We start from the raw sequence: 18,034 nt of genomic DNA, 5'->3' as shown, positions 1-18,034 counted from the left end.
CTGCGGGCGAAACGCGTGCGGTCAGGCTTCGATGAAGGCGCCGTGCAACCCACCGCGCCTTCATCGCTTCATAGCAAGCTCAAGCCTTGACGGGCTTCACGCCACCACGCGCAGCGACGTAGTCGGACCAGAGCGCGTCCACGTCCTTGCCGGCCAGCTGGTTCCATAGCTGCGGCGTGTACTTGCCGGTGCGCAGGGCGGCGTCCATCTGCTTGACCAGGCCCGGGTGCTGCGCCTCGCTCCACTTGAGGAAGGCACCGGTGACACGATAGCTGCTCTCGTAGCTTTGCTTATCCTTGATCTCGTCCGGCAGCTTCCAGTTGCTGGCGGCGTTGTCGATGCCGTACTTGTCGCGGGCGAAATCGGCGATGCCTTCCACCAGCCAGGTCGGCGCCTTGTCGTTGCCGTAGTCCGGGTAGCCCTGAACGATGTGCATGGCCTCGTGGCTGACCAGATCGGTATCGCCCGGATGCTTCACCAGCCAGGCCGGGTTGATCGTCATCTTGGCCCAATCGTCGCTGCCGACATAGGCGATGCCGTCGTAGGACGGATCGATGGTGATGATCGCCTTGGTCGGCGCGGCGGTGTTGAAGTCGGCGCGCTCCTTCGCGTACGCATGGAAGAAGGTCTTGAGGATCTTCTCCTGCATCGGCACGTCCAACGCGCCGGTGGCATCGCGGTACGTGATGGTCACGCCGTCCTGGGTGCGGGTGACGTCTTCGCGGGCCTGTGCGGCCAACGGGAGCAGCAGTGCGGTGGCCAGCAGGGACGCGGCGAGCGGGGGAAAGCGACGGGACATCAGGATTCCTTCTTCTGCTTCGATGAAACCTGCTTCAACGGGACCGGCATATGCGGGGCCAGCAGCTCCACTTCGGAGAGCTGCATGCGGCCGGGCGCGGTGAAGCGGATGCGATAGGCGTCGAACGACGCTGGCTTGGCGATGCGGAACGGCCGCGTTTGCAGGCTCCAGCGGAAGTCTTCGCCGCTGCGCGTATCCAGCGTCTTCCACGCGCCATCGCCGTTGCGCGCTTCCAGCGTCCAGCTCGCGCCCTTGATCGGCCGCTCGCTGCTGGTGAGCGTGTAGAACGTCGGCGTTGCGGCCTTGCCCAGCGTAATGTCGACATCGACCTGCTTGCCCATCACCGGCGCGCCGGTCTCGGCGTCGTCGTCGATCAGCGCACTGCCGCTGCGGTCGCCACCAATGGTGATGCGCGCAGTGCGATCGATCACGTCGGCCAGCGTGGTCGGCGCCTGGCCGGCGGGCGTCAGCGACGGCGGTGCGTCCTCGACGCGCGAGCCCCACTTGGACGGCGTCGGCCCCATCACGAAATCCAGCGTCGCGCCCTGCATCAGCAGTGCGTGCGGGATCCACGTCTTGGTCCACGGCTTGCCGTTGACCTTGAGCGACTGCACATAGACATTCTCGGTGGAATTGTTTTGCGCGCGCACGGTGAGCTGCTTGCCGCCGGGCAGGGCGAGCGTGGACTGCTTGAACAGCGGCGAGCCGATCACGTAATCCGGCGAGCCCATGCGCAGCGGATACAGGCCCATCGACGCCAGCACGTACCACGCCGACATCTCGCCGTTGTCCTCATCGCCGGGATAGCCCTGGCCGATGTCGCTGCCCAGGTACAGGCGCGAGAGGATCTCGCGGGTCAGCGCCTGGGTCTTCCAAGGCTGGCCAGCGTAGAGATACATCCAGGCGATGTGGTGCGCGGTCTGGTTGCTGTGCGCGTACATCCCCAGGCGCACGTCGCGCGCCTCGGTCATCTCGTGGATGACGCCGCCGTAGGAACCGGTGAACTGCTCGCCTGCGGTTTCCGGCGTGCTGAAGAAGGTGTCGAGCTTCTTGGCCAGCGCATCGCGCCCGCCATAAAGCGCGGCCAGGCCGTTGCCGTCATGCGCGGCCGTGAAGGCGAAGGTCCAGCCTGCCGATTCGGTGTAGTCGTGGCCCCACACGCGCGGATCGTAGTCCTGCTTTGAGAGGCGCCAGCTGCCGTCCGGCTTGCGGCCCTGGAAGAAGTCCACGTCGCGGTCGAACATGTTGGCGTAGTCAGCCGCGCGATAGCGGAAGTACTCGGCCTCCTCGGCGTAGCGCTGCTTGTCCTTGGCCGACGTCGCCTCCTTGGCCAGGCCCTGCGCCATCGTGGCGATGCCGTAATCGTTGAGCGCGCCTTCCAGCGTCCAGGACATGCCTTCGTGCGTGTCGGTATCGGCGTAGCCGCGGAACAGCGAGTGCGCCATGCCCTTGCGGCCCACGTGCCGGTCCGGCGGCACCACGGTGGCGTTCTTCAAGGCGGCCTCATAGGCCAGCGGCGCGTCGAAGCCGCCGATGCCCTTGGCCCACGCATCGGCGAAAGCCACGTCCGAGCTGGTGCCGACCATCAGGTCTGCGTAACCGGGCGAGGACCAACGCGCCACCCAGCCGCCGGCGCGGTACTGCTCCAGGAAGCCGTCGATCAGGCCGCCCGCGTGCGTGGGATCAAGCAGGCCATAGGCCGGCCACGCGGTGCGGAAGGTGTCCCACAGGCCGTTGTTGACGTAGACCTGGCCGTCGCGGATCGGCGCGAAGCTGCGCGCCGCGCTGCCGTCGGTGGCGTCATCGGACCAGCTGTTCTGGCTGGCGTAGCGCCAGTCGGGTTGCGCGACGGTGCCGGCGTTCTCCGAGCCGGAGTTCGGATACAGGAACAGGCGATAGAGATTGGAGTACAGCGTGATGCGCTGGTCCTCGCTCGCGCCCTGCACATCGACCTTGCCCAGCAGCGCGTCCCACTGCTGCTGCGCGCGTGCGGCGACGCTGTCGACGGTGTCGCCGGCCTGCACCTCCAGCGCGAGGTTGTGCTTGGCCTGGTCGAGCGAGATCAGCGAGGTGGCGATGCGCATGGTGACCTTGCGCGTGCCCTCGGAGAACTTGATGTAGCCGGTCGCTCGGCCGGTTTCGATCTCACCGCTGCGCTGCCACGGCGCGTCGAAGCTTGCGACCACGTACATGCGCGTCGCGCCGGTCGACAGGCCGCTGCGCACATCGGTATAGCCGGAGAGCGTCTGCGTCTTGGCATCCAGGGTCAGGCCGCCGCGCGCATCGACGTTGTCGAACAGCAGGTTGGCATCGCCTTTGTCCGGGAATTCGAACGCGAACACCGCCGCATGATCGGTCGGCGCCAGCGAGGTGGTGATGCCGTTGTCGAAGCGCACGCTGTAGCGTTGCGGCTGCGCGACCTCGTGCTCGTGCGAGAAGGTCAGGGCGCGCTTGGCACGATCGGCCTCGGGCACGCCGCTGTCGGTCGACGGCATCACCTGGAAGGTCTGGCGGTCGCCCATCCACGGGCTGGGCTCGTGGCTCAGGGCGAAGGCCTGCAGGCGCGGGCGATTGGCAGCGTCGTTCTGCTCGTTCCAGCTGTAGAGCCAGGACAGTGAGCTGGCATCGGTCACCGGCGTCCAGAAGTTGAAGCCATGCGGGACCGCGGTCGCCGGGAAATTGTTGCCGCGCGAGAACGCACCATTGGCCTGGCTGCCGCGCGTGGTCAGCACCCAGTCGGTCGGTGTCTTGCCGTTGCGTGGCGCGACCTCGCCCAATGCGACATCGTCGATCCAGCCCTGCGCGGTCTTGCCCGCACCCGGCTGCACGTCCAGTTCGATCGCCACCACGCGCTTGCCGCGCAGCGCCGGCACGTCGCCCAGGCGCACGGCCTTGCGCGCCCATTGCTGCGGATAGAGCGATTTGGAATCGCCCTGCGCCTGCGCGCCGATGGCAAAGCCGTGCTGATCGCGCGCCGGCGTGGCCGACACGTGCGTGCCGTCGTCCAGCACCGCATCCAGCGAGACGTACGTCGAGGCCGCGGTGTCTTCGCCGACGATCTCCGGCAGCACCAGCCACGACAGCGTGGTGTCGGCATCGATCGTCGCATCGACCTTGAACAGCGCCCTGCGCCCGCCGCTGCCCTGGTACGCCAGCGCATGCGTGCCGGTGTAGCCAGCCTCGGGCTTGGCGGCATACGGCGCCTTCGGCCCGCTGCCCACGCGCAGCTGCAGGCCATCGGCCTTGCCTGCGGCGAGCGGTGGCTGGCCTTCCTCGAACGAGCTGGAAAAGCCGACCTGCGCGGAGGCGACCGCGGGCAGCGACAGGGCCGCGGACACGGCCAGGGACAACAGGGCCCGCGTCATGCGCGGGCGGGCGGGCGAAGTGTTCAAGCCGGGGTTCCTTGTGTGCGGGTGCTGCGCTTGGTGCGCGGGGTCTTGCTGGCCGCCGTCGCGGCCGGTTCCAGGGCGTGGGCGAAGGTGAGCGAGCTGTCGCGCGGCACCAGCTGCACCGGCGCGATGGTGGTGCGGGCCGGCGCCTCGGGCGCGCGGGCGCTGTCCATCACCATGCTCACCGCCTGCCGGCCAAGGGCGCGCGGTGCGGTGGCCAGCGTGGTCAGCGCGGGCACGGTGGCGGCGGCTTCTGGAATGTCGTCGAAACCGGTGATGGCGAAGTCGCGACCCGGCAGCAGGTTGCGCGCGCGCAGGCCCATCATCAGGCCCAGCGCCACGCCGTCGTTGTAGGTGACCGCGGCGGTCGGCGCCGGATCGCGTGCGAACAGCGCGGCCGTGGCCGTGGCCGCCTGCAGGCGCGTCGGTGCGCATTCCACCATCCAGCGCGGCTCGGGCTTGATGCCGGCCGCGGTGAGCGCGGCGGTATAGCCTTCCAGGCGCTGCCGGCACGAGCTGGAATCGCGATGCCCGCCGAAGAACGCAATGCGCGTGTGGCCCTGCGCGATCAGATGCTCGGTGGCCAGGCGCGCGCCTTCCACGTTGTCCGCGCCCAGGTAATCCCATGTGGAGTCGGGCACCTGGCGGTTGAACAGCAGCAGCGGCGTGTGCAGGCCCACGACCGGACTCAGGTCGCTCACGCTGGTGCCTTCGGCAGGCGTGAGGATCACGCCGGCGGGGTTGTGCTCCAGCAACGAGGACAGCACCGCGCGTTGGCGCTCGATCGATTCGCCCGAGCTGCCCAGCAGCAGCACGCAGCCGGCTTCAGCCAAAGCTTCGTCCACGCCCGCAGCAAACTCGGCGACGAAGGGATTGGACAGGTCATTGATTACCAGCGCCACGCTGGTGGACACCTTGCGACGCAGATTGGCGGCGCTGCGGTTGTACACATAGCCCTGCTTGCGCAGCTCGATCTCCACCAGCCGTCGCGTCTTGGCGGCCACCGCGGGATTGCCGCTGAGCACCAGCGACACCGTCGCCGACGACACGCCGCAAGCACGGGCGATATCGGCCAGGGTGACGCGTCGGCGGCGCTGGTCTTGATCGGTCATGGTCTCTGAATCGTTTTAGTCAATCCCACGATCCTGCAGAAAATTCATGACCGTGGCAATCCGCCATCAGGCGACAAGACGTTGCAACGCATTGGCGATTACGGCTGGAATATTGCAGTGCAACACGCGCAGTGACGGAAGTCGCGCTTTGCGTGACGGCATTGACATTAACTTCTAAAACGATTTAGAAATGACGCAATCCTGATCGCCCGGAGTGCCTGTACGGCCTCCCGCTTGCACCGCGCCAACGTATCGCCGGCAGCCACCGCCGTGCCGCTTGGGCGAGGCGATTCAGGCCGGCTTTGCGCCCGTCGTGCGTCGTGTATGCGGCACCGGCGACAGCATCGCGCCCCGCAGTGACGTTGTGACTACGCAGTGACCGCCACGCCGCGCGACATCCCCCGGTCCGCGCGGCCTTGTCATCGAGATGGGAGAGATCCAGGTGAAGCCGAGTCTGTTGTCGTTGATGATCACCGCCGCGCTGCTGCCGGCCCTTGCGCATGCACAGGCGGCCACCGCGCCGCAGGAGGCAAGCGCGTCCAGCAGCGACACACCGCAGCCTGAAAGCGGCAAGAAAGCGCGCGACCTGGATGCGGTGAAAGTCACCGGCTCGCTGATCCCGCGCGCGCAGATCGAAGGGCCGTCGCCGGTCACCACCGTCACCGCCGAGGACATGGAGAAGCAGGGCTTCACCAACGTGTTCGACGCGCTACGTTCGCTGCCGCAGTCCAACGGCTCGGTGCAGGACTCGCAGGGCACCGGCAACTACACGCCGGGCGCGAAGACCATCAGCCTGTTCGGCCTGGACCCCAGCTACACGCTGACCCTGCTCAACGGCCGGCCGATGGCCAGCTATCCGCTGGCCTACAACGGCAACACCTCCATCGTGGACATCGCCAACATCCCGATGGGCATGGTCGAGCGCGTCGACGTGCTTACCGGCGGCCAGTCCTCGGTGTACGGCTCCTCGGCGATCGCCGGCGTGGTCAACATCATCCTCAAGGATCATGTCGAGGGCACGCACTTCAAATATCGCGCCGGTGGCTACAGCGATGGCGGCGGCGCCAACCAGCGTTTCGAAGTGAGCAGCGGCACCGCGATCGGCAACCTCGACCTGAGCTTCGGCCTGCAGTACGACAAGCAGAAGCCGATCTACGGCTTCGATCGCAGCTATCTGGACAGCGCCGCCGATGGCCACACCGGCGATGTGGTCGATCCCTCGCGCGTTTTCCTGCGGCGCGATATCACCGCCGGCAGCAGCCACTACATCGATCCGGGCGCGGCCACCTGCGCACCGTTGGATTATCTCTTCGGCGGCAGCAACCAGTACGCCACGCGCAGCGATGGCAGCAACGGCCGCTACTGCGGCAGCCTGGAGAACGTCGGCACCGCCTCGCTGCTCAACAAATCCGAGAACGTCAACGGCAGCCTGTTCGCGCGCTATCACCTCACGCCCGATACTGAGCTCTACGCCGACATCCTGGTGAGCTACGGCCGGCCGACCTATACCGGCGGTAGCCCGTTCTGGAGCCAGGACTTCTACAACCAGACCACCGGCACCTACGAGAGCTGGCAGCGCATCTACGCGCCGGAAGAAGTCGGCCTGAAGGCCAAGGACCAGCGCGTCTTCACCCGCAGCTACAACATCGCCACCGGCATCCGCGGCCCGCTGGGCGATACCGGCTTCGACTACGACTTCTACCTCAACCGTTCCGGCACCCAGGCGATCCGCAAGGCCACCGACTTCCTCAAGAACGACGGCGTGGATGCGTATTACCTCGGCCCGCAGCTGGGCGAGATGAACGGCTATCCGGTCTACGCGCCGGACACGGACCTGCTGTACCAGCCGATCACCGCCGAGCAGTACCAGGCGTGGAGCGGCACCAACCGCGCCAAGTCGCAGGCCTGGACCCAGTCCGAAACGCTGACCGTCACCAACACCTCGCTGTTCGACCTGCCGGCCGGTGCCGTTGGCTTCGCCGCGATCGTCCAGGGCCAGCGCGAATACTTCAACAACCGCTCCTCCGCGCCGAACTCGGAGAACATCTTCCGTGGCAACGGCGGCGCGACCGTCGCGCAGGGCCAGCGCGATCTGTACGCCGGCGGCATGGAATTCCAGGTGCCGGTGACCAGCAACTTCAACGCCAACCTGTCCGGCCGCTACGACAAGTATTCGCTGCAGGGCGGTGGCGGCAACGGCAAGTTCACCTACAAGGTCGGCCTGGAATTCCGCCCGATCGACACGCTGTTGCTGCGCGGCAGCTACGCCACCGCGTTCCGCTCGCCGGACATGTATTACCTGTATTCGTCCGAGTCCAGCGGCTTCACCACCGCCACCGACTATTACCTGTGCCGGCAGGCCGGCTACACCTCGGACAACTACGACGACTGCGCCCAGTCCGATGGCTCGATCCGCTCGGTCAGCTCCGGCAATCGCGAGCTGAAGGACATCACCGCCAAGACCTTCACCTATGGCGCGGTGTGGTCGGCGCTGGCCAACGCGCTGACGATGTCGCTGGACTTCAACCACATCGAGATCCAGAACGAGGTCCAGCTGCTCGGCCAGGGCGACATCCTCGACCTGGAGGCCAACTGCCGCCTCGGCGTCTCCGAGAACGGCTCGACCGCCTACGACATCAACTCGCCGACCTGCCAGGACGTGCTGGGCCAGGTCACGCGCAAGCCGGCGAGCGATCCGGTCAATCCCAACGGCATCGATGAAGTCCAGACCTATCCGATCAACCTGTCCAAGCAGAAGCAGACCGGCCTGCAGGCCAACGTCGAATACAAATGGGCGACCGAGACGCTGGGGAACTTCGACGTCCAGCTGGGCCACTACCGCGCGCTGACCCACGAGACCCAGTACAAGCAAGGCGACCCGATCTACGACCAGTTGTGCTGCGCCAACTCCAACGAGATCCACGACCGCACCAGCGCCACGCTCAGCTGGAACCGCGGGCCGATCGGCGCCACCCTCTACGGCCTGCGCAACGCGCCCACGTGGAACCAGGCCGGCGATGACCGCAACATCGGCCCGTGGACGACGTACAACGGCAGCGTGAGCTATCGCTTCAGCGACATGTTCGGTGTGATGCTCTCGGTCAACAACCTCACCAACAAGCGTCCGCCGATCGACGTGACCAATGGTGGCTGGCCGTTCTACGACAGCGGCGTCTACAACGCTTATGGCCGTTCGGCGCAGATCGAATTCTCGGTCGACCTGTAATCAGTAAGACGAAACGCGGCGCACTGACGCGCAGGTCGTATTGTCGGACAAATCTGGATCAACCGGAGTAGCATGCGGCTGCACCGCGCCAGGCGGGCATGACGTGGAGGCGTCGATTCCATGCAGGACGATCCTGTTTCCCTCGGCCGTCGTCACTGGCTGCGTGCTGCAGCCGCCGGCAGTGTCGCCGCCAGCCTGCCGCTGGGTGCGGCGGCAGCAGATGCGCCACCTGCCGGTCCCGCGCTGACAACGCCGTTCCCGGCTGCGCCACTGGCCAAGCCGCCGTTCCAGCTGCTGCCGACCGGCACGATCACGCCATCGGGTTGGTTGCGCCGCCAGCTGGAAATCCAGGCCGCGGGCCTGGGTGGGCATCTGGATGAAACCTGGCCCGATGTCGGCCCGGACAGCGGCTGGCTCGGTGGCAAGGGCGAGTCGTGGGAGCGCGGCCCGTACTTCGTCGATGGCCTGCTGCCCATGGCCTGGCAGCTGGATTCGCCGGCGCTGAAAGCCAAGGCGCAACGCTTCATCGACTGGACGCTGCAGAGCGACTGGGGCGATGGCATGTTCGGCCCGCGTGGCAACGATGACTGGTGGCCGCGCATGGTGATGCTCAAGGTGCTGACCCAGTACCAGGAGCTCACCGGCGATCCGCGCGTGGTGCCGTTCATGACGCGCTACTTCCATCATCAATTGCAGGCGATGCCGACACGCCCGCTGCGCGACTGGGGCCGCATGCGCTGGCAGGACGAAGTGGTGTGCGTGCTGTGGCTGCATGCGCGCACGCACGATCCCAAGCTGATCGAACTGGCGCAGTTGTTGAAGGCGCAAGGCTACGACTGGCAGGGCATGTTCGCGGACTTCCCGTTCAAGGAGAAAGTCGATCCGGCCAAGCTCAAGGCACAGGCCAACGGCGATGACGTGTTCATGGAAGATATCGGCCTGCAGGTGCACGGCGTCAACAACGCGCAGGCGTTGAAAGCCTCGCCAGTGTGGTCGCTGGTGTCGGGCAAGGCGGCCGATCGCGACGCCATCGCACATCAGCTGGCGATGCTGGATCGCTACCACGGCCAGCCCAACGGCATGTTCTCCGCCGACGAACATCTGGCCGGGCTCGAACCCGCGCAGGGCGTCGAACTGTGCGCTGTGGTCGAGGCGATGTACTCGCTGGAGCTGGCCCTGGCGATCATCGGCGACGCGGCGCTGGGCGACCGGCTGGAGCGCATCGCGTTCAACGCGCTGCCGGGCACCTTCACCGATGACATGTGGGCGCACCAGTACGACCAGCAGCCCAACCAGGTCGAGTGCAGCCTGCATCGCAAGCCGTGGACGACCAACGGGCCCGAGTCGAACCTGTTCGGGCTGGATCCGCATTTCGGTTGCTGCACCGCCAACTTCCACCAGGGCTGGCCCAAGCTCAACAACGCGTTGTGGATGGCCAGCGACGACGATGGCCTGGCGGCGATGGTCTACGCGCCGTGCCGCGTGCGCACGCAGGTGCGTGGCGTGGCGGTCGAGCTGGAGCAGGTGACCGATTATCCGTTCCGCCAGCAGGTGCGGATCGTGCTGCGGCCGGCGCGTGCGGTGGAATTCCCGCTACGGCTGCGCATTCCGGCGTGGTCGCGCGGCACCACGCTGCGCGTCAACGGTGCGGCGATCAAGGTCACGGCGGGTTTCACCACGATCACCCGCACCTGGCAGGCCGGCGATGTGATCGAGCTGACGTTCGATGCGCAGGTCGTGGCCGAAGCGGGCCTGCACGGTGCGGTGAGTTTCTCGCGCGGCGCGCTGCTGTTCTCGCTGCCGGTGGGCGAGGCCTGGGTGCCGTGGCGCAAACGCGGCCTCACCACCGACTGGCAGGTGTATCCCACCACGCGCTGGAACTACGGCATCACCGCCAAGCCGCCGCAGGTCAGCGAGCACCCGGTCGGGCCGATGCCGTTTGCCGCGCAGTCCGCCGCCGTGCGCCTCACGGTGGAAGGTCGGCCGGTGCCGGCCTGGTACGCGCTGGAAGGCGCGGCCGAGCCGATTCCGGCAAAGCCACAGGCCGCCAGCGACGAGCCTGCGGTGCCACTGACCCTGATTCCCTACGCCGCGGCCAAGCTGCGCGTGACCGCCTTCCCGCGCCTGCATGGCGACAAGGAGCCTGCATGACTTCGCCTTCGTATGGCCGGCGCGGCACCGCCGTGCTGGTGGCCTTGATCGTCGTTGGATTGCTATTCGCGCGTGGCCCGGCCGCGGCCAAGCCGGACGCGCACTGGGTCGTGTCCTGGGGCCAGGCGATGACCTCGCAGGTGTCCACGCCGCGCACGCCCGACGGCCAGCTGCAGCGCGACGCCGGCGGTGATCCGGTGCAGCAGGTGCCCACCGTGCGCGATGTCACCGTGCGCCAGCGCGTGCGGCTCAGCCTGGGCGGCAAGCAGCTACGCCTGCGCCTGTCCAACGTGTTCGGCGAAACGCCGCTGCGCGTGGACCAGGTGCAGTTGGCGAAAGCCGGCGAGGGCGCGGCGATCCTGCCCGGCAGCAGCGTGCGCCTGACCTTCCACGGCAAGCCGCAGGCGCTGGTGCCGGCGGGCGGCGAACTGCTTAGCGACCCGGTCGCCTTCGACGCGCCGGCGCTGACGCCGCTCAGTGTCAGTCTGTATTTCAAGGGGGCGGCCGCGCTCAGCGATGCACATCCGCTGCAGCAGGGCCGCGTGACCTGGGCCGTGCAGGGCAATGCGGTGGAGGCGGCGAACTTCGACGGCCGTACCGAAGAGAAAGGCCTGTCGGCCTGGCCGGGCGATCACATCTACGCGATGACCGCGGTGGAAGTGGCCGCTGCGCCCGGCACGCGTGCGGTGGTGACCTTTGGCGATTCGATCACCGATGGCTACGGTGCGACCACATCCGTCCATCCGTGGCCGGCGGTGCTGGCCCAGCTGGGCAACGCGCCCGGCGCGACAGGGCTGGCCGTGGCCAACATGGGCATCAGCGCCGACGAACTCGCCTTCGACCAGGTCGACCAACCGGCCGCCGGCATCGCCGGGCTCAAGCGTTACTACCGCGACGTGATCGATCGTCCGGGCGTCACCGACGTGGTGGTGCTGTTCGGCGCCAACGACATCAACCGCGGCCCGGACAGCGCGCTGCTGCCCACCGGCGCGCACGCACGTGAACTCATCGCCAGCTATCGCCTGCTGGCCGATGTCGCGCACCAGCGCGGCTTGAAGATCTGGGCCGGCACGGTGCTGCCGTTTTCCGATGATCCCAACTGGTACTCGCCGCGGCGCGATGCGACGCGGGTCAAGGTCAATGCGTGGTTGAAGGATTCGGGGGCGTTCGATGGGGTGATTGATTTTGCGGATGCTGTTGAGGGGCCTTACGACACGCCCAAACTGCCGGCGGGCGCGCCGGTGCCGCAGGGGATTGCGACGGTGTGCGTGGTGGATGAGGGGGTGCATCCGAATGATCGCGGGTATGCGGCGATGGGGGCGGTGGCGTTCAACGCGTTGACCGGCTCCAAGGTGAAGCCTGAGGCGGCTTGTCGGATGCGGTGAGGTTGCTTGCTGCTTGGATCATGCGGCGCGCGGTTTGATTTGAAGCGAGAGCTTTCGCGGCGCTTCGCGCCACGACCTACTTTCTTTGCTTGTGCAAAGAAAAGTAGGCAAAGAAGCGCTTTTCCACAGACGCATGTCTGGTCAACACACTCCGGGCGGCACGCCTGCGCTTCGCGCAGGTTCGCTGCGGGGCGAGGGATTTTTGGAAGAGACATCCTGTCCCGTCCAAAAACGACGTGCATCCATGCACGTCGCCCTTTGGGTCTTTGCCTCGCCCCTTCGCCGTGCCTTACGGAGGGGTTTAGAGCACGAGCCAGAGCAAAAAGAAAAAAGAAAAAAAGGAAAAAGCGAAAAGCGAAAAGCGAAGCTAGAGCTGCGGGCTGCGGGCTGCGGGCTGCGGGCTGCGGGCTGCGGGCTGCGGGCTGCGGGCTGCGGGCTGCGGGCTGCGGGCTGCGGGCAAAGGAAAAGTCTGAAAAGCGATGAATTAGACGGCTTCCTCAGTTGTAGCGAGCGAACGTAAAGCAAAGAAACGTCACTGGATTCCCGCTTTCGCGGGAATGACGAAATGGGCGACGCCCTGCTGTTGCTCAGATTTTGATTTTCAGCGACTTCAAAGCGAGCCGAGCACCGGAGCTGAAAACGGCCGAAGAGGCGCGCTTGTCTGAGCGAAGCGAGTTTGCGCGCCGTGCCGTTTCCAGCGAGGAGCGCAGGGCGCCGCCGCAACGCGCCGGTGAGTGTTTTCAACCCCCTCTTGGGGACAGGCGCTGGCGGTTTTGGCTACCTTTTGCCAAGACAAAAGTAGCTCGTGCGGCGAAGCCGCGCGAAAGCTCTTGCTTCAAAAAATAAACAAGCCACGCATCCAACCCATCAAGCAAGACAACTCAGGACCAAAGAAAAAGGGCGGCCTAAGCCGCCCCTCCCTCAGTCCTCATCCTCAACACTCTCATCGTGCTTCCAATACCCCGTGGACCGAATCCACTGCTTGGGCACCGCGCGATGACCCTCCAAAAACTTGCGCATCATCCGCGAGCGGCGCGATTCGCAGGCGATCCACCAGAACGCATCGCCGGCGATCTCCAGATCGTCCAGCGCGTTCTCCAGCAGTTCGCTCTTTTCCGGCGCCAGCCCATCGCGGAACAGCCACGTCACGCTGGCGTCGGCTTGGGTCGGCAGCGGCTGCTGCTCGGCCGCGTTGGCCACTTCGATCAGCACCGTGGCCTTGCGGCCGGCGGGCATCTCGCCCAGCCAGCGGCCGATGGCCGGCAGCGCGGTTTCGTCGCCGATCAGCACGTAATGATCGAAGTCGTCGGCTGGCACGAACGAGCCGCGCGGGCCGCCCATGGCGAACGCATCGCCGACCTTGGCCTGCGCCGCCCAGGTGCTGGCCGGGCCGTCACCGTGCAGGACGAAGTCGATCGCCAGCGTGCCGGCGGCGGCGTCGAACAGGCGCGGGGTGTAGTCGCGCATCGGCGAAGGCGTCTTGCCGGCCGGGTATTCCGGTCCGTTGGCGCCCAGCTTCATGGTCACGTACTCGCCATCGGGGTTGGGGAAGAACACCTTGATGTGGTCGTCCGGCGCGCCGCTGTGGAAGCCTTCCAGCTCCGGGCCGCCGACCACGATGCGGCGCATCAGCGGGGTGAGGTCGTGCACCTCCACCACCTGCAGGCGGCGGAAGACGACGGGATGCTGAAGCCTGCGGCTTTCATGTTGGGTCATGGCATGGATTCCAGGAAAACGATGGGGATAGGCGGCGTTCAAGACGCGCGCACCAGGCGGTAGCCCAACTGCGCGGCGAGCGAGCGCAGCCAGGCGCTGGTCGCGACGTCGTCGTTGGGCGAAGGAGGGGCTTGCGTGCACAGCCGCCACAAGGTGCGGCCGTGCGGGCTGGCGATGGCCACCGCCAGCTGCCGGCGTTCCAGCTCGCGCAGCAGGCGGTAGACGGTTCCGAGGCTGGCGTGCGGGCACGTGGCCTGCAGCTGGCGGTGGAGCTCGATGGCATCGCACGCGGCCGGCTGCTGCGACAGCAGGGCCAGCAGCGCGCGACGCGGTGCGGTCATGCGCAGGCCGGCGGCCTGCATCCGGTGGGCCAGGGCGGCCTCAGTCACGGCCACCGACCTTGGCGATGTCGGCGGCGGCGCGCAGCAGGATCTCGGCGACCTGCTCGCCGGTGTCGCCCTTCCACTGCTCGTGGTGGCTGGCCAGGGCGCGCTTGAGCGCGCCCATGCCCGCCCGCACCGGTGCGGGCATGCCGGCCTTCACCAGCACGCGGGCGCTGTGCTCGGTGCGCAGGCGCGCCTGGACCAACGCATCGGCGTTGTCATGGGCGAAGGCGCGGCCGGCGTCGGTCAGCGCGTGCAGGCGGCGGGCGCCGTCTTCGGTCGCGATCACCAGGCCGAGTTCCTGCAACTGGGCCAGCGCCGGATACACCGCGCCGGCCGAGGGCGCGTACTGGCCATGGAACATCTCGCCGATCAGCTGGATCAGCTCGTAGCCGTGGCGCGGCTGGGCGTCCAGCAAGGCCAGCAGCAGCAGGCGCAGGTCGCCGTGGGCCAGCACGCGCGGGGTGCGCTGGCGCTCGCCGCCATCGCGTCGCCCGCCGCCGCGACGGCCGTGGCCGCGTTCGCCCTCGGCGCGCTCGTGGCCTTCGGAGTGGTGGCGCTCGCCGTGGCCGTGATGGCCGCGGCGTTGGCCACGCAGCAGGTCCTCAGGCGCGCGCGCCGCGTCATCGCCTTCGTGCCGGCCGGCGCCTTCGGCCCGGGCCGGACGGCCGTGGCCTTCGCCGCGGTGCATGCGGCCGAAGCCGTGGAGTTCGTCGTGTCGGCCGCCGTGGCCGTGGTGTCGTGTACGTGGGTGCATGGGAATCAGAAGTCCTCGAATGAGGCACCGGGCGCGGTGGGCCGAGATGGCCTGCCTGGCGTCGACCGGCGCGCTGCCACAAGGGCGCGGCGCCTTAGGTGCCGAAAGGGCGAGGGCGCCGCGATGATGCGCGCGCAGCCCCCCGCCTGGCGACAAACGATATATCGAAGTTTTGGAAAAAGATATATCGAAATTCAACGCCAGCCCAACCGATGACACTTCTTCGTCATACGGATTCCTAACAACCATGCGGTTCTGAAACATTCCGGGACGTTTTTTCGTCAAGAAAACCGCCAGCCATCGTCTACCTCCATGGTCTTACCGACGCGCGCCCGGTCGCTGGCTTACAATCGCCGGCTCAGACACACATCAGATGCCGCGATCGCGTCGCGGCTCACAGGCGAGGAGATGGCATGAACTGGTTGAACGAGATGCTGCAGAGCGATCCAGACCCGGCAGAGACCCAGGAGTGGATCGAATCGCTCAAGGCGGTCATCGACGCCGAAGGCCCGCTGCGTGCCCATCAGCTGCTGGAAGACCTGGTCGAACTGACCCGGCGTTCCGGCGCCTACCTGCCGTTCTCGCCGACCACCGAGTACGTCAACACCATCGCCCCGGCGCTGGAAGGCAAGTCCGAGGGCGACAGCGCGATGGAGTGGAAGATCCGCTCGATCATCCGCTGGAACGCCATGGCCACCGTCGTGCGCGCCAACCGCAAGCCCGGCGACCTCGGCGGCCACATCGCCTCTTTCGCCTCGGCCGCCACGCTGTATGACGTGGGCTTCAACCACTTCTGGCGCGCCCCGTCGGAAAACCACCCCGGCGACCTGCTCTACATCCAGGGCCACAGCGCGCCGGGCATCTACGCCCGCGCCTTCCTGGAAGGCCGCATCAGCGAAAACCAGCTGGACAACTTCCGCATGGAAGTGGACGGCAAGGGCATCTCCTCCTATCCGCACCCGTGGCTGATGCCGGACTTCTGGCAGACCCCGACCGTGTCGATGGGCTTGGGCCCGCTCAGCGCCATCTACCAGGCGCAGTTCATGAAGTACCTGGAGCACCGCGGCCTGATCGAGAAGTCCGACCGCAAGGTGTGGTGCTTCATCGGCGACGGTGAATCGGACGAGCCGGAAACCCTGGGCGCCATTGCCCTGGCCGGTCGCGAAGGCCTGGACAACCTGATCTTCGTGGTCAACTGCAACCTGCAGCGCCTGGACGGCCCGGTGCGCGGCAACGGCAAGATCATCCAGGAACTGGAAGGCGTCTTCCGTGGCGGCGGCTGGAACGTCATCAAGCTGCTGTGGGGCTCGTACTGGGATCCGCTTCTTGCCCGCGACACCGACGGCGTCCTGCGCAAGCTGATGATGGAAACCGTCGACGGCGAGTACCAGAACTGCAAGGCCTTCGGTGGCGCCTACACGCGTGCGAATTTCTTCGGCAAGTACCCGGAGACCGCCGCCATGGTCGCCAACCTGTCCGACGACGACATCTGGCGCCTCAACCGCGGCGGCCACGATCCGCACAAGGTCTACGCGGCCTACGACGCAGCGGTGAAGACCAAGGGCATGCCCACCGTGATCCTGGCCAAGACGGTCAAGGGCTACGGCATGGGTTCGGCCGGTGAGTCGCTCAACCCGACCCACCAGACCAAGAAGCTGGACGACGATTCGGTCCGCCATTTCCGCGACCGCTTCAACATCCCGCTCAGCGACAAGCAGCTGGCCGAAGCCGAGCAGGTGCCGTTCTACCACCCCGGCCCGGACTCGCCGGAAGTGCAGTACCTCAAGTCGCGTCGCGAAGCCCTGGGCGGCTATCTGCCGCAGCGCCGCCAGAAGGCTGACAAGTCCTTCGTCGTGCCCGGCCTGGACAAGTACGAGCGCCTGCTGAAGTCCAGCGGCGAGCGCACCTACTCCACCACCATGGCGTTCGTGCAGACGCTCAACATCGCCCTGCGCGACAAGGAACTCGGCCCGCGCATCGTGCCGATCGTGGCCGACGAAGCCCGCACCTTCGGTATGGAAGGCCTGTTCCGCCAGATCGGCATCTATGCCCCGTTCGGCCAGAAGTACAAACCGGTCGATGCCGACCAGCTCATGTACTACCGCGAGGACCAGTCCGGCCAGGTGCTGCAGCAGGGCATCAGCGAGCCGGGCGCCATTTCGTCCTGGCTGGCCGCCGGCACCAGCTACTCGGTGTCCAACGTGCCGATGCTGCCGTTCTACATCTACTACTCGATGTTCGGCTTCCAGCGCGTGGGCGACATCGCCTGGCAGGCCGCCGACATGCGCACCCGCGGCTTCCTGCTGGGTGGCACCGCCGGCCGCACCACGTTGAACGGTGAAGGCCTGCAGCACGAGGACGGCTTCAGCCTGGTCATCGCCGGCTCCATCCCCAACGTGCGCAGCTACGACGCCACCTTTGGTTACGAAGTCACCGTCATCCTGCAGCACGGCATGAAGGCGATGATGGAAGACCAGAAGGACGAGTACTACTACCTGACCCTGATGAACGAAAACTACGCACACCCGGACATGCCGGCCGGTGCGGAGGACGGCATCATCAAGGGCATGTACCTGCTCACCGACGCTGGCAAGCCCAAGAAGGGCGAGCTGCGCGTGCAGCTGCTGGGCAGCGGCACCATCCTGCGCGAAGCCATCGCCGCGGCCGAACTGCTGGACAAGGATTTCGGCGTCACCGCCGATATCTGGTCCTGCCCCAGCTTCAACGAGCTGCGTCGCAACGGCTTCGATGTCGAGCGCTGGAACCGCATGAACCCCGAAGCCCCGCAGCGCAAGGCCTACGTGACCGAGTTGCTGGAAGGCCGCCAGGGCCCGGCCATTGCCGCCACCGACTACGTGCGCGCCTACAGCGACCAGATCCGCGCGTTCGTCCCCGGCCACTACACCGTGCTGGGCACCGACGGCTTCGGCCGCTCGGACACGCGCGCCAACCTGCGTCGCTTCTTCGAGGTGGACCGCTACTACATCGCCCACGCGGCGATCGCGGCCCTGGCGAAGGAAGGCAAGATGACCGGCAAGGACGTCGCCCGCGCGATCAAGCAGTACAAGATCGACGTGGAGAAGGTGAATCCTGACGGGGCTTGATTAAGTTTTCAT

10 protein-coding genes are annotated in these 18,034 nt (G+C 66.8%); 4 read left to right on the top strand and 6 right to left on the bottom strand.

The features are described 5' to 3' along the window. Nucleotides 1-79: 79 nt before the first annotated feature. The 3 genes from BMZ17_RS15570 to BMZ17_RS15560 are packed head-to-tail and all read right to left on the bottom strand — an operon-like array spanning nt 80 to nt 5,300. Nucleotides 80-799 (bottom strand): basic secretory protein-like protein, encoded by a 720-nt coding sequence (locus BMZ17_RS15570; protein ID WP_093140345.1) that lies wholly within the window; start codon nt 797-799, stop codon nt 80-82. After that, entirely contained in the window at nt 799-4,164 is a 3,366-nt protein-coding gene (locus tag BMZ17_RS15565) for a GH92 family glycosyl hydrolase (RefSeq protein ID WP_093140340.1), read from the bottom strand. The genes BMZ17_RS15570 and BMZ17_RS15565 overlap by 1 nt, the downstream gene beginning before the upstream one ends. A 23-nt stretch (nt 4,165-4,187) precedes the next feature. Then, a complete protein-coding gene (locus BMZ17_RS15560) occupies nt 4,188-5,300 on the bottom strand; it encodes a LacI family DNA-binding transcriptional regulator (protein WP_093140336.1) in 1,113 nt (370 codons plus the stop codon). A 442-nt stretch (nt 5,301-5,742) separates the two neighbouring features. Between BMZ17_RS15560 and BMZ17_RS15555 the strand changes: the two genes are divergently transcribed. The 3 genes from BMZ17_RS15555 to BMZ17_RS15545 all read left to right on the top strand — a co-directional run bounded on the left by BMZ17_RS15555 (nt 5,743) and on the right by BMZ17_RS15545 (nt 12,062). Further along, nucleotides 5,743-8,526, top strand: coding sequence for a TonB-dependent receptor plug domain-containing protein (locus tag BMZ17_RS15555; protein WP_175485636.1), 2,784 nt, complete (start codon nt 5,743-5,745; stop codon nt 8,524-8,526). Between the two features lie 120 nt (nt 8,527-8,646). Next, the gene (locus BMZ17_RS15550; protein WP_093140328.1) at nt 8,647-10,677 is read left to right on the top strand and encodes a glycoside hydrolase family protein; all 2,031 of its coding nucleotides are present in this window, start codon (nt 8,647-8,649) and stop codon (nt 10,675-10,677) included. Next, complete coding sequence (locus BMZ17_RS15545; protein ID WP_093140324.1) at nt 10,674-12,062, top strand: GDSL-type esterase/lipase family protein; 1,389 nt, start codon at nt 10,674-10,676, stop codon at nt 12,060-12,062. The genes BMZ17_RS15550 and BMZ17_RS15545 overlap by 4 nt, the downstream gene beginning before the upstream one ends. A 921-nt stretch (nt 12,063-12,983) precedes the next feature. On the opposite strand, the gene BMZ17_RS15535 is transcribed toward BMZ17_RS15545, so the two are convergent. The 3 genes from BMZ17_RS15535 to BMZ17_RS15525 are packed head-to-tail and all read right to left on the bottom strand — an operon-like array spanning nt 12,984 to nt 14,918. Continuing rightward, entirely contained in the window at nt 12,984-13,778 is a 795-nt protein-coding gene (locus BMZ17_RS15535; protein WP_093140314.1) for a siderophore-interacting protein, read from the bottom strand. Between the two features lie 38 nt (nt 13,779-13,816). Continuing rightward, entirely contained in the window at nt 13,817-14,167 is a 351-nt protein-coding gene (locus BMZ17_RS15530; protein WP_093140311.1) for a Fur family transcriptional regulator, read from the bottom strand. Continuing rightward, nucleotides 14,160-14,918, bottom strand: coding sequence for a PadR family transcriptional regulator (locus BMZ17_RS15525; RefSeq protein ID WP_254775377.1), 759 nt, complete (start codon nt 14,916-14,918; stop codon nt 14,160-14,162). Before BMZ17_RS15525 ends, BMZ17_RS15530 begins: the two co-directional genes overlap by 8 nt. Before the next feature lie 413 nt (nt 14,919-15,331). Between BMZ17_RS15525 and aceE the strand changes: the two genes are divergently transcribed. After that, on the top strand, nt 15,332-18,022 hold the full coding sequence (gene aceE / locus BMZ17_RS15520) for a pyruvate dehydrogenase (acetyl-transferring), homodimeric type (RefSeq protein WP_093140304.1): 2,691 nt from the start codon (nt 15,332-15,334) through the stop codon (nt 18,020-18,022). Nucleotides 18,023-18,034: the final 12 nt, after the last annotated feature.

It is taken from the genome of Pseudoxanthomonas sp. GM95 (genome assembly GCF_900109775.1).
In the GTDB taxonomy this organism is placed as follows: domain Bacteria; phylum Pseudomonadota; class Gammaproteobacteria; order Xanthomonadales; family Xanthomonadaceae; genus Pseudoxanthomonas_A.
Note: the sequence above shows the minus strand (reverse complement) of the source record. Positions and strands in the feature narration are given on the sequence as shown.